This is a genomic window from Plebeiibacterium marinum (assembly GCF_026013615.1).
Taxonomy (GTDB): Bacteria; Bacteroidota; Bacteroidia; order Bacteroidales; family Marinilabiliaceae; genus Saccharicrinis; species Saccharicrinis marinus_A.
In genome coordinates this window covers 89443-110658 of record NZ_JAPDPI010000016.1, presented here as the reverse complement: position 1 = coordinate 110658, position 21216 = coordinate 89443, and the positions used below count along the sequence as shown (strand labels likewise).

At 37.7% G+C, this 21216-nt stretch carries 12 protein-coding genes; 6 read left to right on the top strand and 6 right to left on the bottom strand.

Annotated elements, in window-relative coordinates; translation table 11 throughout:
* Positions 1-20 precede the first annotated feature (20 nt).
* The 3 genes from OM074_RS09545 to OM074_RS09535 all read right to left on the bottom strand — a co-directional run bounded on the left by OM074_RS09545 (position 21) and on the right by OM074_RS09535 (position 4064).
* The gene (locus tag OM074_RS09545) at positions 21-1853 is read right to left on the bottom strand and encodes an ATP-binding protein (protein ID WP_301199236.1); all 1833 of its coding nucleotides are present in this window, start codon (positions 1851-1853) and stop codon (positions 21-23) included.
* Between the two features lie 176 nt (positions 1854-2029).
* Entirely contained in the window at positions 2030-2953 is a 924-nt protein-coding gene (locus OM074_RS09540) for a radical SAM/SPASM domain-containing protein (protein WP_301199235.1), read from the bottom strand.
* A 94-nt stretch (positions 2954-3047) separates the two neighbouring features.
* Positions 3048-4064, bottom strand: coding sequence for an OmpA/MotB family protein (locus OM074_RS09535; RefSeq protein ID WP_301199234.1), 1017 nt, complete (start codon positions 4062-4064; stop codon positions 3048-3050).
* A gap of 141 nt (positions 4065-4205) precedes the next feature.
* Here OM074_RS09535 and dxs point away from each other — a divergent pair, with 141 nt between their 5' ends.
* The 3 genes from dxs (at position 4206) to OM074_RS09520 (ending at position 9496) form a co-directional block, all read left to right on the top strand.
* The gene (gene dxs / locus OM074_RS09530; protein WP_301199233.1) at positions 4206-6110 is read left to right on the top strand and encodes a 1-deoxy-D-xylulose-5-phosphate synthase; all 1905 of its coding nucleotides are present in this window, start codon (positions 4206-4208) and stop codon (positions 6108-6110) included.
* Between the two features lie 12 nt (positions 6111-6122).
* A complete protein-coding gene (locus OM074_RS09525; RefSeq protein WP_301199232.1) occupies positions 6123-8537 on the top strand; it encodes a TonB-dependent receptor plug domain-containing protein in 2415 nt (804 codons plus the stop codon).
* A gap of 329 nt (positions 8538-8866) precedes the next feature.
* Positions 8867-9496, top strand: a complete 630-nt coding sequence (locus OM074_RS09520; protein WP_301199231.1) for a T9SS type A sorting domain-containing protein — start codon at positions 8867-8869, stop codon at positions 9494-9496.
* Positions 9497-9610: 114 nt separating this feature from the next.
* On the opposite strand, the gene OM074_RS09515 is transcribed toward OM074_RS09520, so the two are convergent.
* Both OM074_RS09515 and OM074_RS09510 read right to left on the bottom strand, forming a co-directional pair.
* Positions 9611-13045, bottom strand: coding sequence for an ATP-binding protein (locus tag OM074_RS09515; protein WP_301199230.1), 3435 nt, complete (start codon positions 13043-13045; stop codon positions 9611-9613).
* Between the two features lie 229 nt (positions 13046-13274).
* The gene (locus OM074_RS09510) at positions 13275-16349 is read right to left on the bottom strand and encodes a cytochrome c biogenesis protein (RefSeq protein ID WP_301199229.1); all 3075 of its coding nucleotides are present in this window, start codon (positions 16347-16349) and stop codon (positions 13275-13277) included.
* A gap of 153 nt (positions 16350-16502) precedes the next feature.
* Between OM074_RS09510 and OM074_RS09505 the strand changes: the two genes are divergently transcribed.
* The 3 genes from OM074_RS09505 (at position 16503) to OM074_RS09495 (ending at position 18470) form a co-directional block, all read left to right on the top strand.
* Positions 16503-17759: a DcaP family trimeric outer membrane transporter gene (locus OM074_RS09505; protein ID WP_301199228.1), complete on the top strand. Its 1257-nt coding sequence runs from the start codon at positions 16503-16505 to the stop codon at positions 17757-17759.
* Positions 17760-17832: 73 nt separating this feature from the next.
* A complete protein-coding gene (locus OM074_RS09500) occupies positions 17833-18000 on the top strand; it encodes a hypothetical protein (protein ID WP_301199227.1) in 168 nt (55 codons plus the stop codon).
* A 2-nt stretch (positions 18001-18002) separates the two neighbouring features.
* On the top strand, positions 18003-18470 hold the full coding sequence (locus tag OM074_RS09495; protein WP_301199226.1) for a DUF4268 domain-containing protein: 468 nt from the start codon (positions 18003-18005) through the stop codon (positions 18468-18470).
* Between the two features lie 77 nt (positions 18471-18547).
* On the opposite strand, the gene OM074_RS09490 is transcribed toward OM074_RS09495, so the two are convergent.
* Positions 18548-21115, bottom strand: a complete 2568-nt coding sequence (locus tag OM074_RS09490; RefSeq protein ID WP_301199225.1) for a phosphoenolpyruvate carboxylase — start codon at positions 21113-21115, stop codon at positions 18548-18550.
* Positions 21116-21216 lie beyond the last annotated feature (101 nt).

Genomic DNA, 21216 nt, shown 5'->3' with positions numbered 1-21216 from the left:
TTTTTTGTGGTTATTTCATTTCAATTTTTTCCGTTTACTCCTGGCACATGCTTATTGATAACCCTTAGCAAATCATCATAGCTGATAGGTTTTGATATATAATCATCACAACCTGCTTTTTTAGATTTTTCCCTTTCCTCACTCATTGCATAAGCTGTTTGTGCAATAACAGGCACTTCCTGATTCCTCTTCTTTATTTCCTGCGTAGCACTATAACCATCCATTTCCGGCATTTTTATATCCATCAGCACCAAATCAATATTACCAATCCGGTTAAAAATATCCACTGCCTCAGCTCCATTACGTGCCCAAATTAAACTTGCATTTGAAATAGACAAGGCTACTTCCAGATATCTGAAATTATCCTCTTCATCTTCTGCTATTAAAAATGTTTTGCCTTCCCAGTTGTACACAGCCACATCATCCTCTTTAAAGGAATCTAAACCAACATTGCTCACTTTATGATATGGAACGGTAAAATAAAATGTGCTACCCACTTTTTCTTCTGATTCCACCCATATCTTACCCCCCATAAGGCTTACCAGATCTTTTGCAATGGACAATCCAATACCGGTACCTCCATAAAGCATCTTTTGCTTCGTTCCTGAAAATTTTTGAAACCGTTCAAAAATAATCTGCTCTTTTCCTTCCGGAAGTCCTATCCCTGTATCTTTTACATAAAACTGAAGTACTTCTTCATTTTTCAACTCATAACCAAACTCAACAAATCCTCTTTCTGTGAACTTTATGGCATTACCCACTAAATTTATAAGCACTTGCTTTAAACGAAATGCATCAGTCAATATGGTAGTGTTCTTTTCAGATATCCCCTCATTCAAATACAGTTTCAAATTAATCTGCCCCCTTCGTTTTATATCATCCCAAAAAGAATCATATATCTCTTTCAACACACCATGAAGGCATATCGGAGCATTTTTTATACGCAATTGACCGCTATCTATTTTTGAAATATCAATAATATCTTCAACCAAAGTAAGGAGGTTTTTCCCATTAATCCTGATCAGATTGACGAACTCCTCCTTTTCAATAGCACTAATCTCCTTGTGTGACAACAGGTTACTAAACCCCAATATAGCATTCATAGGGGTTCGTATTTCATGCGACATATTTGAAAGAAATGCAGTCTTTAGTACATCAGACTCCTCCGCTTTTATTTTTGCACGCATTAATTTTTCCCGCTCTTTACTTAAGATGTTTTTATAACGGAGTTCTTTCTCAAAACTAAAATTCATCCCGTTTATAAACGACAACAAAGGAGATAGGGTTATTATATTTACCACCCCAAATAAAACTACCAGATTAATGTATGTACTCAGCTCCATATCAAGCTGCAATCCTTCAGTAATAATATCGGAATAGTGGAGAACTGAGGCGACAAGCAATATCACCACATTAAAAATTACAGAATAAACACTTGCCCTGTACCCTAACAGTATACTTGAGAGCACAGAATAAGCCAAAAGCAAAACCAAACCTAAAGATACCGGGCCACTTGTAATAAACAAATACCCTCCTAACAAATAGATACACCCCAAAATCCAACCTGCCCGGAATGAATACGGAAATATCCGTACCAACGAAACAAACAAGGTAGAAATAAAAATAGTGGAACTGAAAATTGCAGGTATTATATCGTTCGTCTGCAAAAAAGAGATGGTATAATAAAGGTATGAAAGTAAGCCTATTGAAATAAGGAACAGAGTAAAATAATGAAAAATCCTTTCGCGCCAATATGAGAAACCACTCCCAGAAGGTAATGAGGTTGGCCCCAGCCTTCTTCTTACCCAAATATTTATCAATCTAATGAATCTACTTGTTCCTCTTTTTGTCATATAGTTTATCAGGCAAAAAACCTGAAATTGTGTGGGTTTAATAATGCTTTAAAAATAGGACTTTCATATCAATTATTATTTCTTTTAATCAAAAAAAAAGCTATTTCTACCTAAATTTAATAATTATTGCATCCAATATAACCTAATACTATTGTTTTCTGCAAAAAGCCAACCCTTTACCCCCTGCTTAACGGGCAGTTTTTACACATCTCTACTTGATTCTGACGATTTAATATATTGCGGCGAAAACGATCATATTTGCCACTTCTCCATATATCCACAAAACTTGCACCCAATACATTTCCAAGTACATACGCTGCATCTTTATCAAAACAACAGGGAACAACTTTTCCGTCCCATGTTACAACACAGGAGCTCCAGTGCTTCCAACACGAGTTTTTAACTTCCCCATTTATCCTGAATTTTCCTTCAGAATCATTAGTATATCGCGAATACTTTTTTGATTTGGGTATTAAATGACTCTTATTTTCGACATTATAAATCTGTGCGGTTTTTATATCGGCAACATCTACACCTAAACTATAAGATAATTCCTTGAACCTCTCAACCTGATGTTCATTATGACTAAAGACCAACATTTGGGACCTGATTACCGGATAATTAGAATTATATTTCCTTTTGGCTGCAACCAGGTTTTTTATGCTCCTCACAACACTATTAATATCACCCCCAAGCCGATACTTCCCATAAGCTTCCTGATCGACCCCATCAAGTGAAATATATAATTCGTCAAGCCCAGACTGAACTATATCCTTTGCTATTTCTTCATTAATAAAATGGGCATTTGTTGAAGTTGATACAACAAGCCCCTTATTTTTTGAGTATTGGATCAATTTAATCAGGTCTTTATTTAAAAATGGCTCACCCTGAAAATACAGGTTTACCATTACAGTACGCTCCTTTATCTGATCAACAATATTTTTAAAAGCAGGCAAGGATACACGCCCTTTTGGCCTCTGCAGGATATTTAAACCCGTAGGGCATTCAATACAAAACAAATTGCATGTATTATTAGGCTCCACACTTACAGCAAAAGGCATCCCTTTATGCACAGTATTTTTAAAGACCTTACTATACATAAAGGAAAATGCAAGCAATAAAACATTCAAGATCTTTTTGAAAGTTAAAGCCCTGAAATACATTACACTATATAAACAATAGCATTTTGTTTGACTAATTAGTCTCGAGTATGTTGAATATCTGATCAAGATTTGGTGACAATATGATTTCTGTGCGTCTGTTCTTTTTCCGGGCTTCAGGAGTTTTTCCTTTCTTAACAGGTACATATTCGCTCCTTCCGGCTGCTGTAATCCTCGATGGATCAATATTTTGTCCCTGTAACAAAATCCTCGTTACCGACGTCGCTCTTTTAACACTTAAATCCCAATTATCAAGCAGCACGGTACTTTTATAGGGTACATCATCTGTATGCCCTTCTACTAAAACATTGATGTCTTTTTTAGATTCCAGCACTCCTGCAATTTTACCCAAAGCCCCGATACCAATGGCACTTACCTGATAGCTTCCTGAACTAAAGAGTAACTTTTCTTCCATAGAAACATATACTTTCCCATTTTTAATATGTACTTCAAGCTCTTCATCGCTAAAACCGGTCAGTGCATCTGCCACTGTTTGTTTTAATGCATTCATTAAAGAATCCTTTTCCGACAAGGCACTTTCAAGCTCAAACAAACGCTTGTTGCGAAGCTCCAGCTCCGACTGCATTTGATCAAGGTCACTTTTTGCCAGCTCCAGCCCTTGTCTTTTTTTCTCCAGCTCCCTCTCATACTCAGCCAATTCATCTTCACGTTTCTGCAACTCTTCATGTAACGACTGCAAATGTTTCAACAGCTCTCCTGAAGATTGATCTTTATTATTATTGGCAAAATCCTCTAAAAAATCACCATATTGACCCGCCAATTCTTTATTCCTGTTTTCAAGCGACCAAACTTTTTTGGCCAACCTCAGGGTATCTTTCTCCAGCTGCAACACTTCCTCTTTTAAACCTTCAATTTCCGAAGAAAACTCCCTGTTGCTCACCTCAAGGCTTTCATTTTCATCCTGCATTGCCCGCAGTTCACCTTTATTGGAATCATATTTACCTTCAAGATCCTGGAATTGCTTTAAAGGCACACACGAAAACATCCCTGTTATTACAATACCACAAAATAAAATTTTTAATCCCTTCATTTCCTTGTAAGATTTTAAATGTGTTGATTAAATTTTGCCATCAAAGATGCTTATATTTTTTAAGTATAAAAACACTTGTAATGTTAGTTTCGGTGTAATATGTTATATTTGCACACAATAAATTTTACTTGTACACAAAGAATGCAACACATAACAAACAGCCTTCTCAAAGACATTAATAGCCCTGACGACCTAAAAAAAATCAACGAAAAAGATTTGCCACAGGTATGCCAGGAACTTAGAGATTTTATCATTGATGCTGTTTCGTGCAATCCGGCGCATTTTGGTGCCAGTCTTGGTGTTATTGAGCTTACCGTTGCGCTGCATTATGTTTTCAACACCCCATACGACAAACTAATCTGGGATGTTGGCCATCAGGCATACGGACACAAAATACTGACCGGAAGAAAAGATGTATTCCACACAAATCGTAAATATAAAGGCATTAGCGGTTTCCCTAATATTTTTGAAAGTGAATTTGATGCATTTGGCGTTGGCCACTCATCAACTTCAATATCTGCAGCATTGGGCATCGCTCTTGCTGCTCAACGAAACAAGGAAACAACAAGGCAGGCGGTTGCCATTATAGGCGATGGCAGCATGACTGCAGGCCAGGCATTTGAAGGCTTAAACAACCTTAGCTCATCCAAGGCCAATATGCTTATTGTATTAAATGACAACAATATGGCTATAGACCCCAATATTGGGGGACTAAGCGATTATCTTGTTGATATTTCAACTTCTCATACATACAATAAAATCAGAAGAGAAATATTCAGGGGCCTGGAAAAATTTAAAATCACAGGCCCAAATGCAAAAGATAAGATTGTTGCCATAAACAACAGTATAAAATCTTTGCTCACCAAGCAAACAAACATATTTGAAGGTCTTAACATCAGATACTTTGGTCCGGTTGACGGGCATGACATCAATCACCTGGTAAAAGTAATGAAAGACCTGAAAGACATCCCAGGCCCAAAAGTACTACATTGCATTACAAAAAAAGGGAAAGGCTTTAAACTGGCTGAAGAAAACCAAACCGCCTGGCATGCAACAGGAGCAAAATTCAACAAAGAAACCGGTGAAAAAATTGAACCTGAAGAGGTAAAACCCAAACCTCCAAAATACCAGGATGTATTTGGACACACCATTGTTGAACTCGCTGAAAAAAATGAAAATATTGTAGGGATAACACCAGCTATGCCTTCCGGATGTTCATTAAATATTATGATGGAGAAAATGCCCGACAGGGCTTTTGATGTTGGAATAGCAGAACAACATGCCGTCACATTTTCTGCAGGATTGGCCATATCTGGATTGGTACCATTTTGCAACATCTATTCATCCTTCATGCAGCGTGCCTTTGATCAGGTTATACACGATGTTGCATTACAAAAACTCAATGTAGTTTTTTGTTTGGACAGAGCTGGCCTGGTAGGTGCTGACGGAGCAACGCACCATGGCGTTTTCGACCTGGCATTTTTCCGCCCTATCCCCAACCTGATTATTGCCAGTCCCCGCAACGAACATGAACTAAGAAACCTAATGTTTACTGCACAGCAAGCCAACATGGGGCCATTTGTCATTCGTTATCCAAGAGGGAATGGCTCAATACTAGAGTGGAAAAACCAAATGCAAACAATTGTGATTGGAAAGGGCGAACAAATCAGAGAAGGGGATGACATAGCCATACTTACCTTAGGACCCATATGCAACAAAACCGAACAAGTATGCAAAACCCTGGAAAGAGAAGGCATTTCTGCAGCCCTTTACGACCTGAAATTCTGCAAACCCTTAGATGAAGAATTGCTGCACCAGGTATTTAAAAAGCATAAAAAAGTTATTACCATAGAAGATGGAACGATTATTGGTGGTATAGGCACCGCTGTAACGGAATTTATGGTTGAACACGGCTATGCTTCACAAATAAAAAAACTGGGTGTCCCTGACAGGTTTGTTGATCATGGCACACAAACTGAATTACAGCACGAATGCGGATTTGACAAAAAATCAATTTATAAGACCGCAAAACAGATGTTGGACTGAGTAATTCAAGAAATGAAGAACATTAATATTATATTTTTACTATTATCATTAACCCTATTTTCCTCACTCGAAATTAATTCCCAAAACATTACTATTTTAGATAGCGAAACACATTTGCCTGTATCTAACGTAATGGTTTTTGACGAATACGAATCTACAACAACAGTTTCAAATGCCAGTGGATCAATAGATTTATCTATATTTGAGAAAAATAGCAAACTTTGGATTAAGCATCCGGCCTATAACCTTTTGCTTTTACAGGTTCATGAAAGAAACCAAAAAATCATATACCTGATCCCGAAAATATTTACCATTGATGAGTTTATTGTGTCTGCCAACAGAATTGAAGAAAACAAAAAAAACATTCCCTATTTCATACAAACTGTTGCTCCCAAAACCATACAATATAAAAATGCAAATACCGCAGCCGACATATTAACATCCACAGGGTACGTTGCAGTACAAAAGAGCCAGGGAGGGGGAGGCAGCCCTGTTCTGCGTGGATTTGAAGCCAACAGAATACTACTGGTGGTTGATGGCGTTAGAATGAACAATGCCATATACAGAAGCGGCCATTTACAAAACTCCATCACCATTGACCCCTCAATTTTAAATAATACTGAAATCCTATTTGGCCCCTCTTCTGTAATGTATGGAAGTGACGCCTTGGGCGGGGTAATCAGCTATAACACTAAAAATCCAGTTTATTCCACCGCCAACAATCCTTTTATAAAAGCGGGAGCATCCTTGCAAGCGCACTCTTCAACAAATACGTTAAAGTCGAACATCCATTTAAACCTGGGATCAAAAAAAATTGCTTCATTAACAAGCTTTTCGTACAGCGACTTTGGAGATATTGAAATGGGTAAAAACAGGAGGAATAGTGCAGGAGCTGACGAATGGGGAAAAATACTACACTACAGTAAAAGAATCAATGGAAAAGACTCCATGTTTATTAACCCAAATCCATCAACACAACTATTTACGGGTTACAAACAATATGACATCATTCAAAAGATGAGTTTCCAGGCAAACAGAAACCATGAATTAATGCTAAACAGCCAGTATTCCACCTCATCCAATATTCACAGGTTTGATGCGCTTAACGATTACAAAAACGATTATCTAAAATATAGCGAATACTACTACGGTCCCCAGGAAAGGCTGTTTATATCTGCCAATAGCCAGTACAACAAACAATGTAAAATTTTCAGTTCTGTACACACTGTTGTTGCCTACCAAAAAATTAAAGAATCGCGACATAGCCGAAAGTTCAATTCAGAACAAAAACTATCACAGGTTGAAGATCTAAATATAGGCAGCATAAATATCGACTTAGTAAAGCAACTGGAATCAAGCTCAAGAATAAACTACGGAATAGAATTCATCTACAACCACGTAAACTCCAATGCGTCTTATAAAAACATCAACACAAACAACATTAGCTCTGCACCAACACGATATCCAAACGGAGGAACACACTCTCACACGTATGCTATATATACTAGTTACCATACAGAACTAAACCCCAATCTTATATTCAATGCCGGCATTCGGATCGGGCACTATCATTTCAGTTCGAAATTTAAAGATACCGATGGATTCAAACCTTTACTAAAAAAACTAGACAACAGAAACACTGCTCCTTCCGGAAGCATTGGATTTGTATACTCACCTGACAAATCATGGAAAATAAACACCATATTTACCAGTGGATACAGAGTAGCTAACGTTGACGATTATGGAAAGATAAGAGCAAAGAATGATGAAATAAGCTTACCCAATCCAGGCCTAAAACCAGAATACGCCTATAACCTGGAACTTTCTGCCGACAAGTCATTTAACAACGAAATGATATTATTAAATATTTCACTTTATCATACCTGGTTAAGGGATGCCATTGTAAGGAGTTACAACACCCCATACAAAATGGACTCCATTCCTTATGATGGTGATTTATATAGAATTGTAACAAACATTAACGCACAGAAAGCCTCAATCAAAGGAATATGTGCAGGCGTAAACGCCTCACCTCTGCCGCATATTTCCATTCAGGCCACTATTAATTACACCCACGGAAAGATCACATCGACAAATGAACCATTGGGGCACATCACCCCTTTATTCGGAAAAATTTCTACTTCATACCAAAAGAAAAGATATAAAACTGAGGTTTACATCCATTACCAGGGTAAAAAAGAATTTGCCGACATGTCGCCTTACGGAGAAGACAACGAAGAAGAAGGGATAAACAATACATTCCCTTCCTGGTGTACCATTAATTGGGCAAACCAATTTGAAATATCCGAGAACATAATCGCCCAGATTTCTATCGAAAACATTACCGACATACATTACAAGACCTTCTCATCAGGTATAAGCAGCCCTGGCAGAAACTTCATTATTTCCATATCAAGCAGGTTTTGAACAACTGATTCCCACAGCGTCTGAACGATACAAAACAGTAATTAACAAAGCCAGTAAAAGCAAAGGATATTTTTAACATTGGAGGAATAATTGTGGGCATTTTTGTTAAAAACCAGCCCATTTGTTAACGCCTCTTTTCAATGTTAACTTAATGTTAACTTTGTATTTTCTACATGTTACCGAAACGAACTTTTGCAACAAAGCCTTAATAAAACATAAATCACAAGTCTCGCACCCCCTATTTTTTGCAATCAAAACACCAAATACATGTATGTTTGTAATGTCAACCCACCAAAGTTGACACTTTATCAACAAAAAACATATATTTTATGAAATCAAGTAGATTATTTAAAGGTTTAGCATTGGGAGTAATGTTTGCCTTAACCACAACAGTTTTTGCAGGAGAAGGTGAAGGAAAAGCACCAGCATCTAAAGTCTCTATCTTACCCTACTTACACACTGACTATTCCATATTATCGGTAAGTAACTTTAGTGCCAAGAATGCTGTTTTACTAATTGAGAACAATGAGGGAGTGGTTTTTCACAAAGAATGGATTGACCAACCGGGCTTCACACAAAAAGTACTGGATTTTTCACACTTGAGCGATGGTGAATATTCTGTTATACTAAAACAAAAAGGAAGCGAAAGTCTTTCAAAATCATTTATTGTTGAAGATCACAAGATTGTAACGGACAAAAAAAAGAGCGCTTCACTAAACAAGGCCAATTCTTTTGTAAAAGTAACTGACAACACATTACTTGTAAGCCACCTGGATTTTAGCAGCAGAGCATTTAGCATATCTATTACAGATGCAAACTCAGAAGAATTATTTACACAAACGGTTACAGGCGGAAATGCTTTTTCAAAGAAATATGATATTTCAGCATTGCCAACTGGAAATTATACAGTGCAGATCAATTCGGATAACAAAAATTACACTTATGCCTTTAACAAATAAAGATCAGGAAGACCAGGTTGAGCAACAACAAACTCAACTTAATACTCATTTTAAATGTGTATCTCACCTACAATAGAGATACACATTTTTTTTGCTTAAATCTATCTGAAAGAACTACCTCTGACTTGCCTCAACAAGAAACCTATCCATTACATTAAGGACTTCATCTTTATCTGAAGGCTTTTGAATACAAGCATCAAAACCCTGGCCTAACAAATCATCACAATTACCATTTATAGCCTTATCCGAATGAACAATTACAGGAATATTGGTGTTGAGTTTTTTAATTTCCTTCACCAGTTCATAACCCGTTGAATCCGGAAATTTTAAATCCATAACAACCAAATGGATATCCTTTCTGTTCATAAGCAACTTGCTTGCTCCGGCTGCAGTACGTGCAGAAACCAATGTAATCCCGGTTTTTTCTATAAACTTCCGCATTTGCAAGTGAGCACTGCTATTCTCATCAACCAACAGCATCATCTTATTTGGCCAATAGTAGTTCTTTTGCAATACAGGATTAGTAATTGTTATGGTTTTATGAGATATTCTTTTCTCCTCTTCTTTCTTTTGCAATTCAACAGGATGCGTAAAATAAAATTCAGAACCTTTTCCTTTATCCGATTTCAAACCTATTTCCCCACCTAATGCCTGTACAATTTTTTCACATATTGAAAGACCTATTCCTGTTCCCCCATATATTTGATTGCTTGTTTCTACTTCTTTTCTGAAAGGTTGGAATATCAGTTTTTGCTTTGCTTCTGAAATACCTATTCCTGTATCTTTAACATAGAACTTTATCACACCATCTTCTCTGGCATATCCAAATTCTATAAATCCTTTAATGGTAAATTTAACCGCATTACCAATTAAATTCACCATAATTTGCCTGAACCTGATTGAATCGGAAAGTATTTCACATCTCTCTTCCTTAGGCATCGACAAATAAAGCTTAACCCTGCCTTTATGCTCAATGTCAATCTTAGGAGTAAAATCATCATATAACGATTGAAGCACCTCACGAACCTCAACAGATTCCTTCTCCACAGCTATCTTTCCACTTTCAATCTTGGCCACATCGATAATATTATTGATGAGACTCATCAAGCTGTCAGAGTTTTTATGGATCACTTCCACATAATCGTCCCTTTCTGCATCCGACACATTATCTCCCCTAAGCAAGGCAGAAAAACCAACAATCGCATTTAAGGGGGTTCTTAGCTCATGACTGATATTGGCTAGAAACGAAGATTTCAGTTTATCCGACTCCTCCGCTTTCACCTTGGCCTCTAACAATTGTTTTTCTACATTTTTTTGTTCCGAAAGACTCTTCCCTATCGCAAATAAACCAAGCACATTGCCCTGGCCATCCAACTCAGGAGAAATAACCCAATCAAAATACAGCTCTTTCGACTCATCACTAAACCCAAGCTGCATAGCAGTTTTTTCTTTTGTCGAAATCACATCATTTATTTTGGCTTCCCAGGTTGGTCCAACTACTTCATTAAATACCCCCAGCTCAGTCAGTGTACTTCCCCGCACTTCCTTTTCAGCCAAAAAGGGAAAATTATTTATTAAGGATTCATTATAAAACCATATTCGCCTATCGGTATCCAGACGCAACACAATATCAGGACTAACCAGTGCCAACTGCTCAAAATCGCCTCCTGTTCCCTGGATTCCAGGCTCCACAACATCACTCACTCCTACTTCATGGATCGTAAAATAAAGATGTTCTTTATTATCAATGTAAATTTTACTGACAGCTATATCGGCCAATAACACTTCTCCGTCTTTATTTTTCAGAGCAGCGCGACTTTTATAAAACTTATCAGAGACAAGACCAGATTTCATTTTCGTAATAAAATCATCTGCCTCCTCAATAAACAATTCTTTTAAACTTAATTGCGTGGCCTCAACTGCATCATATTTCAATATATCCCGAGCTGATTTATTAACAAATTTTACATTTGTATTTAAATCTGTTATAAAAATTCCATCAATTGATGATTCCAATATCTTTTCATAACGAATTCTGAGTTCAGAGTATTTAGTTTCAACAGCAACCTGTGAAGTTACGTCAGATATAAAAAGCATAAAACCATCTTCGCTCATTGAATTGTCAACAGCCGCTGCACACAATAATTGCTTGGTATACAATCCCACCTGCAAACTCGTTTGTATCTGTACAATTCCCATCCCTTTACGAGCCTGTAGCAACAACTCAGAAGCCCTGTCTTTATCAATCAAATCTACAAGCTGCTTACCAACTAGTTCTTCAACCGACAATTCAAATATTGAAGCAACTTTTTCATTTGCAAGTTTCACTTCAGATCCACATAACTTTATGATACCCCAAGGCGCATTTTTTAACACTTCTTGCAAAAAGGTTTCCTTCACAGCCAATCCCTTGTTGGCTTCGAGCAAATACAAACACCTATTATTGAGCTCATTTTCCTGATGCAGATCTCCCAAAGCAGTAGACAACAGGTTTGCAAGCGATTTCAAAAATCCGTTAAACTTACTAATCCACCGAACCCTGTCTGTTGTTGCTTCCACAATCAGCCAACCCACAAAATCATTACTACATTCAAGCTTGCTAACCATTATCGATTCCGAACGAACAAAATCCACCCCACTCCCGGAAATCTCTTTTTTATGCAACACAATGCCACTTCCTATCGATTTTCCTGAAACAAGCTTGTCAATTTCAAACCCAGACAAACACCCATCCTCTTCATGTTCACCCTGTAGCCACAACAGCTCATGGTGATTAGAAAGATTTCCTTTTTCGACAATATAAGCCGATTCAATAGCCAATTCTTGCCCGATCAGCTCCAATAGTTGAACAATACATTTTCTGGAATTTCGACTGTGTGAAACAATCTGGGTTGCCTTGTGTATCAACGACCTTATTAAAACCTCCTCCTGTGCATTTCTCTTAAACCAATATTTATCAAGCAAAGATTCAATCAACCTGCTATTTGATGCAAGTTCATTGATTTCAAAATCAAACCACTCCCGGCTAAAAGTACATACTTCAAGAACCAACAATCCATTTATGATTTCATCATTGCCAAATGGCAGGATCAATAAAGACTGAACCTGAAATGTTTCAAATTTTGAAGCCAACGAATTCTTAAGATCTTCGTTTAAAGAGCATGTAGCAAATGCATTTCCACAAGTAGGATTTAATAAAGGATTTTCAATATCGCTTATGATCAGGTCTGAAGGATGATATTCCTGAAAATTTTCATTACACCATTGATATTTAGCTAAATATCCACTGCTGTCATTATCGTAATCAAAAACAGATACCCTATCAGCACTAATATTTTGACCCAACTCTTTTAAAACTAACGCTACAATATCAGCATACCGTTCACCACTATGAGCCAACCCGTCAATTTTTGATTCGATCTTATCGACAAAACCACTTTCCACCTGATTTGAAGACACCGATACTTTGCTAAGCAAACCTTTCAGATGCTTAACCTCTGCCTCTAATGACTGAAGCCTGGATGTATTTTCCAAACTTTCCTTTTTCATTTATCACTCCCGGTTTAAATATATCCTATTCCCAGACCTACCAAACTATAGGTAATCCGTGTTTTCTTATTACATTCTTTCTGTATGTTTCAAAAATACAAATATTAAACCTGAGTACCCGTACCAATTGGAGCTTACTTATTAACAGCAAATAAACAACATTGTATATATTTTGGAAACCTCTTTCTGTCAAGACCAATTACTCCAAACAAAAATTATTAGTAACGAGTTAACCTAAACTCGTTTTTCTTGTCTTATCATGATTATAAAAAGCATAACCCACTACTACAACTATAGTTACAATAACATAATAAACAAAATCAGGAACCGGCACAGGATCACCTTTTGCATAAGAGTGCATTCCTGCCAAATAGTAATTCACTCCTAAATATGTCATCAATACAGAAAAGAAACCCACAACCGAAACAGCATTGAAAATTACTAAACTCCTCAATGAGGGCACAAACCTCAGATGCAGGATAACTGCATAAACAACGATGGTTACCAGCGACCAGGTTTCTTTAGGATCCCACCCCCAATACCTTCCCCAGGATTCATTGGCCCAAATACCTCCCAAAAACGACCCTATAGTCATCAGGTACAATCCAACCGTAAGCCCCATTTCTACTATTGCACTCAACTCCTTTATAGTCAATTCTATTTTTTTATCCCCTGTTTTTTGGACCCCAATCAAAATCAGGTTAAAAAATGCCATCAAAGCTCCCAACCCAAGGAATCCATAACTAGCTACAATAACAGCAACGTGTATCGTCAGCCAATAAGATTTTAACACCGGAACCAAATTGGTAATTTCCGGGTTCATCCAGCTCAAATGAGATACCAACAATACTATTCCGGAAAAAAGTGCAGCTACCGATAGCGCAATGGCAGACCTCCCAGAAAAGATCAAACCGGCCAACAACATAGACCAGCCAATATACAGCATAGATTCATAACTATTGCTCCATGGGGCATGACCTGAAATATACCAACGTAAAGCCAACCCTCCTGAATAGGCTAAAAATCCCAAAAACAATACCCAGAACCCGATAACATTTACCATTCCCGGTGATTTTTTGGGCACGAACAAGTAGGCAAACTGTATCACTACCAACAACAACCCCAAAACAAAGAGCACTGGTGCCAACATTAAAAAAAGATTGCTCCTGTTGTAGAATATCTCAAGACTTTTGACCTTATTGCCGGGAATTATATCGGCGCCATACTTTTTTTGATACTTATTTATTGCATCCAGATACTTCAATGCCTCCTGGTCTTTTCCCTCTATTAAGGATTTCAGATAAATCCCAAAAACATTTCTCACAAACAGGCTATCGCCTCCTTCTATTCTTTCCGAATATTGTCCGGGCTGAAGCCAAGCCGCCCCCTCTTCTCCAGGAACAGGAAATATCTTTAACAACTGACCTGTTTTTGCCATATACAAAACATTAACCTGTTCGTCAATTTTTATCAGATCATTTTGTTCCTTGGTCCTGTAAGAAGGCTTGGTTCGATAAGCATCATTTACTTCCTTGCTCAACTTATAAACTCCGGAGCTGGTAAAAAAATCAGCAAACGAAGCTTTCTTATCCCTATTGCCTACAATTCTTTTTATGCTTTCTGCCTTAACGGTTATCATTGGCACTTTTTGCCATAACTCAGGGTAAGCCAACATACTCAAAACCACCCTGTCTGCAGAATAACCTTTGAATGTATTATGTTTCACCAGTTTACGAAGCACCTCTCCATTCATTGAATTCAAGGGCTTCAACCTCCCTCCGTTATCCTGCACCCATAGTTCTCCAAATTTCTCCGCTTGCGTTTCACTAACCTTAACGGCTTCGTCAACAGATTGAGAATATGCACATATCGACATAAAAAACAGTCCCAATAAAACAAGACTCTTTTTTTGATTGCCCACTTCCTTTACAACCTTTGACAAATGAACAAACCGGCTTTTGGAGGCAATTAACGACAACAACATACTTATTGACATTAAAAAATATCCGACATATGTAATGGTAGTCCCCCAATAATCATTATTTACAGACAATACAGTTCCCAACTCATCCTTATCATACGAAGACTGATAAAACCGATACCCCTTATAATTCAGTATATTATTCATGAAAATTCTAAAATCTGCTTTCACACCCCTTTCTGCATCATACAATGTTACTTCGCTTGCAAACGAAGAGGGACTTTCCGAACCCGGATACCTGTCTAGTTGAAAATCGTTAAGCATAATTTTAAACGGGATATTTAGAATTTTAGACCCATAGCTAGCTGTAATTTTACATCCATCCACCTCTATACTATTAGTTTCCCCTAAAGCCCCTATATTTCCTTGCAGCACCAATGTTTTAACACTATCATCCACTGCTACATTCAGTATTACACTTTCTTCATAACTCCCATTTTCTCCCTCAGATACAGGAACGGGCTGTAGGATTGCGCTAGTCATATAATGGGTTTGAACAATAAAGATCCCTTCAGTTTTGTAAAGCTTTTTGGGAACAAATTGATGAGAAACACCTACACCTATTTCCTTTTCTTGCTGAGAAGCCATATCTGTTGTAAAAACACTATGAGTGGAGCAAAACATAAGGCTATCCCCTTCAGGATAAATATGGAAATCTGCTACAGTGTCTTCACCAAAAGCAATAACATAATCATCTACACTGACCTTATCACCCCAAAACAATCCCACATTTCTTCTACCACCCTGCAAATCAGAATAAACTATTGAAACATAAGGCTTCCCTCCTGCACCTTCAGTTGCAACGTAAGTGGTTTGTGAAATATAATCAACGCTCTTTATCTGAATATCATCTCCTCCAACACTCACCTTTTCACTAAAGCACCCCTTACTTTTTTCCGACATAAACACTTCCTGTTCAAACAACACAACTTCTCCATTCTTTTCTACACTACCAGATATATATGAACCAGAGGACAAAAACCTATCTGCAGTCTCACCTTCCCTGATATGCATCAAACCTTCACAACCAACATAACGGGTTAAGGCAGCACCTAAAATGATTATAAAAAAAGAAACATGAAACAATAAAACAGCGAGTTTCCCCTTTGAATACATATATGGCTTAACGATATTAAGCAACAAATTAACAGCCAGCAAAACAAACAACGCTTCAAACCACCAAGAGTTATAGTACAATGCTTTAGCTGCATTGGTTCCAAAATCATTTTCCACAAATGTGGCAATGCCCATGGATGCTGCAAGCAAAATCAATAAAACTATCATCAAATAGGGAGCAGATAAAAAGGTAAGAATTTTCTTCATTACTAATTTTTTAGATACTTTTGTCGCCTTTAACAAAAAAAATAATGTTTAAAAACATAATTAAATAAACCTAAAACAATTATTTGCGTATTATAGTTTACTCAATAAAAAAACAGAATTTATTTTAAATATACACAACAACGCTCACTAAAAATGAAAAAATTACTTTTACCCATTTTTATTTTATTGTCACTGGCAACACAGGCCCAGCAAAAGGAGAAAACTGTTTCGGTTAAAACCTATGGTTTTATTGGCTTTGATGCTTTTGTTGACACCAGGGAAAGTGTGGCAGCCAGAGGTGGACATGGCTACTTATACCCCAAAAGCTTTTCGGCAGATGCTAACGGAAGCGACAAAAACGACAAGTCAAAATTTGACTTTGGTGCAGGGATAAGCCGTTTGGGCTTTGCCATTTCCGGACCGGATGCCTTTGGAGCAAAAACAACTGCAAAAATAGAAGGTGATTTTGCAGGAGCATCAGGCAACTCCAAAGATTTTGCTGTAAGGTTAAGACATGCCTTTTTAAATCTTAAATGGAACAAAACATCACTATTGGCGGGTCAAACCTGGCATCCACTCTTTATACCGGAAAACTTCCCGGCTACAGTTAATTTTGTTGTTGGTTTACCTTTCCATCCCTTAAGCCGTAACCCACAGTTAAGATTTACTTATTCACCGTCAAAAGACCTTTCTCTAATACTTTCAGCTCTTTCGCAAGGTGATTTTAAAAATTCAGGTGCATTAGAGCAGGTTGAATATGCCGACATTCCTGAATTTAACTTTCAATTAAAATATGGTTCTCCTAAAGATTTCTTCCTGGCCGCTACAGTGGGCGTAAAACAAGTTCAACCACTAGCTGTTGACGACAACCTGGCTATTTCTGAAGGAAAAGTAACAAGCGCCCATGCAAACCTGTCGGCAAAACTTACCCTACCTGCCATAACAATAAAGGCAGAAGGTGTATATGGAGGAAACATGACCAACCAGGTAATGATTGGGGGGATTGCCCGTAAGGCTAATAATGGAGTTGCCATAAACGATGAATTTGAAGCAATCAGAACTTCATCAGTTTGGACAGACATCCACTCGAACAACAAAAAAATTCAATGGGGATTTTTTGCCGGATATACGCAAAACCATGGAACAGCAAGTGAATCTATCATTTATTACGATGACCCTAGTACTGCTGAAGTTGATTTTGACCAAACTGCATATACTAGAGGATGGAACATAGAATACATTTACAACTTCTCTCCAAGAGTGAAATTTTATTCAGGCCCTCTAACTATAGGTTTGGAATGGCTTTATACAGTTGCAGCATATGGAACTCCCGATGTCAAATCGAGACCCAAAAATTCGAAAGAATATGCAAACAATCGTTTAGTACTTGGATTTAGATATAATTTTTAAAAGAAATACAAAAGCTATAAATTTGAAGCCTGTTTGAATTTTCGAACAGGCTTTTTATTTAAAATCATTTAACATGAAACGAACACTTGGCATTATAGCTGCTATTTTAATAGTCCTGGGATTTGGTACCATACACGGATCCTATAGCAATGCAGAAATAATAGGTGGCAGCCTAATAGGTATGGGCAGTTTATATTTGCTTTTCGTTTTATACACTTCCGGTAAAAAAGAGGATCAATAATTATGTATTCAAAAGAAGAAAAAAAAGAACTGATACTGGAGTTTTGGAGAAAACTGGGAAATAAAACCCGCAGATTACCCGGGCAACGAGGAAGGGTGAAGGTATGGATTGGAGAAAAGACAGGAGTTAAGGGTGTTGACTTAAGGTTTGATGTTAGCCGCAAAAAAATTATTGTTGCCCTTGAAATAAATATCAAACACGAAAGCAGAAGGCTACAGATATACGAAAAACTGGAAGCCACAAAAAAAATATTTGAAAATGAATTTGGTGAAGAACTAATCTGGGATTTTGCCTGTGAAAAAGACCTTGGAGAAGAGGTATGCCGTGTATATAAGGAAATGGATGGAGATTACCTTGTTCCTGAACAATGGCCTGCCATTTTTAACTTTATGATTGACAAAATGGTTCGCATGGAACGTGCTTTCCTCGAGGTTCAGGACTTTTTAAAATACGATGAACTGGGACAATAAAATAAGCACACTGGTAATTAGTCATAAGTCGTTAGTTTTACCACCAATGACCAATGACTAATTAACCAATAACTATATTATGCTGAGTTTCTACTCGCATTAATATTTCCGAACATGGCCCTGATCACCATTTTTTCAAAAACATCAACAGGAATATCTTTATTGCCATTTGCCTCATGCAGTTTCATTAAAGCATACTGCTGAATAATCAATAATGGAAGAACTATTTTTTCCCTTAACTGAATACTCATCCTACTTCTTGGATTATCCTCCAACAAACAAGGCATACCAGATACTTTAAGCACCATTTCTTTAGTTAGCAAGAACTCATCATAGATAATCTTCCAAAAACCTCCAAATTTCTCATGTTTTTCTAAATAACGCGTAAGCTCAAAACTAGTCTTGCTCATGCTTTGCATGCTATTAGACAGCAAGGTTCTAAAGAAGATAGAATTCTGATACAAATCCTTACAGGCCTGAATATTTCCTTTTTCATCCTGCTCTTTCAATGCAGATCCCAGTCCAAAGAAACCTGGTACATTTTGCTTTAACTGGCTCCAGGCCCCTACAAACGGGATAGCCCTTAAATCTTCAAAATTGATTTTATCGCCACCTCCGCGCTTGCTTGGGCGGCTTCCAATATTTGCCTTTCCGTAATATTTAAGCGTACTGATTTCTTCCAAATACGGCACAAACAAAGGATGCTCCTTTAATGAAAGATACTTTTTATAGCTCGCTTCTGCCATTTCAGCAATAAATTCATGCTGGGTGGCATCCATCTGATTTTGAGGTTTGCTATACAACCGATTCGACAGGCCTGCAGTCAGCAAATAACCAAGGTTGTGGGCAGCAGCCTCCTTTATCCCATAATGGGAACTGATTGTTTGTCCCTGAACAGTCATCTGTATCTGACGGCTCTCAATATTTTTGCCCATAGCAGCATAAAAACGGTGAGCATTACCACCCCCTCTCGCCGGCGGACCTCCCCTGCCATCAAAAAATACCACTTCCACATCGCTTTCGCGGGATTTTAAAGTAATATCTTCCTTAGCTGAGAATATTGCCCAGTTGGCCATCAGGTATCCCCCATCTTTAGTTCCATCTGAAAAGCCAAGCATCACAGTTTGCCTGTCGTTTCGACTATTGAGGTGCTTACGGTATGTTGGGTTGGTATATAATGTTTGCATGGCATCTCCAGCCATTTTCAAATCATCAATGGTTTCAAAAAGCGGAACAATATCAACTGTTAACTCTTCGTAACCCCAACCACAGATGCGGAACATTGCCAACACCCTGGCCACATCAATAGGACCGCGGCAATTACTGATAATATACCTATGCGCCCCTCTTTGTCCATTGGCCTTCTGGATATCCTTTATCACACCAAACGAAGCTACGGTATCCCTTACCACTTCATCCTCAAAAATATTAGGATCTGCAACCCCACGAGCATTCACCAACAACTGGATTTGCTCCTTTTCTTCCATTTCGAAAATGTTGGAAGGAAGAATATCGGGATAAGCCTTAACAACTTCTTTTAATGCCCTGGCAATAACCCTGCTATCCTGTCGAATATCGATACTGGCCATGTAAAAACCAAAATGCTGTAGTTTTCGCTTCAACGACTGAACTTTCTCTACGAAAAGCCCCTGATGTTCTTCCTGGATGCAATTTTCAAGATCTTCTATTTTAGCCTTAAATACAGCCAAGTCTACATTGGCCGCACCTGTTGAATTAGCCAATTCAGCTTTTAGCAAATCCTCAATTTCAACCACCTTTTCATGAGCACCTGCAAAAGTAATTCTACGTTTAAGTTCCTTTACATCTTTATAATAACAATTGGTAACAGTATTTCTTAATCGGGCTGCCACTTCTTTAGTAGTATCAACTGTTACAAAAGGATTTCCATCCCTGTCGCCTCCCGGCCAAAAACCTAATGAAACCAACTCATCATTATGCTCCAGTGCCTCTTTGTAGTCCTCTGCTGTTTTATCTAACAATTCACCAATGGCCGGGTAAAAGGTATCCCTCAAGTAATAGTTCAACCGATTTGCCTCATCCAACGGGGTTGGTTTCTGTTTTTGATAAAATGGAGTTTTCCCTAACTGCCCCAGTAAATTTCTGATATTACCAACTTCCCCTTTTTTGATAGCTTCCATCAAATCGGTAATAATTCCCAATACCTGCGAAGGATAGAACTGAGTAGGATGGGCAGTTAATACAACCCGCACACCAAATTCCTTTACCACCTTAGCCATCTGCTCCATCAGGTTCTCCTTTTTAACCCTGTCGGTCATGGAAGCATATGAATTTTCCCCTTTTATACGGTGAATTTTATTATAGGCAGCATCCTCCAATGCATCTATCAAAACAATCTGACGCTCAATATATTGAATTACTTTGAACAAAAAGTCATTTTGCTCATCTGCAGACAAATCGGCCTGATGTTTAGCAAAAAACTTCTGAACAATAGAAACGGGATCTTCACCATTTTCTAATCCTTTAACAGACGATTGATACAACAAAGGAATCATGTTTCCCGTTTTTTCAACCGCTTCGAGTTGCAATGATAAAAAGAGGCTGTTATACAGTTGATATTTCAACTCTATTTCCTCTTGATAAGATTTTACAATTTGACTGTTCATATTTCTTTTAGATAAGAGATAAGAGACTTGAGATAAGAGACTCTTCTTTTATTTTCAGTAAAAATATCAAACCCAAAAAGCTCCTACCCTCGACTCAAATC

What these genes read in the sequence shown, in the direction of transcription:
- OM074_RS09490 (WP_301199225.1), bottom strand. Translation starts at nt 21,115, where the DNA reads ATGAACAGTCAAATTGTAAAATCTTATCAAGAGGAAATAGAGTTGAAA.
- OM074_RS09535 (WP_301199234.1), bottom strand. Translation starts at nt 4,064, where the DNA reads ATGAAGGGATTAAAAATTTTATTTTGTGGTATTGTAATAACAGGGATG.
- OM074_RS09525 (WP_301199232.1), top strand. Translation starts at nt 6,123, where the DNA reads ATGAAGAACATTAATATTATATTTTTACTATTATCATTAACCCTATTT.
- OM074_RS09505 (WP_301199228.1), top strand. Translation starts at nt 16,503, where the DNA reads ATGAAAAAATTACTTTTACCCATTTTTATTTTATTGTCACTGGCAACA.
- dxs (WP_301199233.1), top strand. Translation starts at nt 4,206, where the DNA reads ATGCAACACATAACAAACAGCCTTCTCAAAGACATTAATAGCCCTGAC.
- OM074_RS09495 (WP_301199226.1), top strand. Translation starts at nt 18,003, where the DNA reads ATGTATTCAAAAGAAGAAAAAAAAGAACTGATACTGGAGTTTTGGAGA.
- OM074_RS09545 (WP_301199236.1), bottom strand. Translation starts at nt 1,853, where the DNA reads ATGACAAAAAGAGGAACAAGTAGATTCATTAGATTGATAAATATTTGG.
- OM074_RS09500 (WP_301199227.1), top strand. Translation starts at nt 17,833, where the DNA reads ATGAAACGAACACTTGGCATTATAGCTGCTATTTTAATAGTCCTGGGA.
- OM074_RS09515 (WP_301199230.1), bottom strand. Translation starts at nt 13,045, where the DNA reads ATGAAAAAGGAAAGTTTGGAAAATACATCCAGGCTTCAGTCATTAGAG.
- OM074_RS09510 (WP_301199229.1), bottom strand. Translation starts at nt 16,349, where the DNA reads ATGAAGAAAATTCTTACCTTTTTATCTGCTCCCTATTTGATGATAGTT.
- OM074_RS09520 (WP_301199231.1), top strand. Translation starts at nt 8,867, where the DNA reads ATGAAATCAAGTAGATTATTTAAAGGTTTAGCATTGGGAGTAATGTTT.
- OM074_RS09540 (WP_301199235.1), bottom strand. Translation starts at nt 2,953, where the DNA reads ATGTATAGTAAGGTCTTTAAAAATACTGTGCATAAAGGGATGCCTTTT.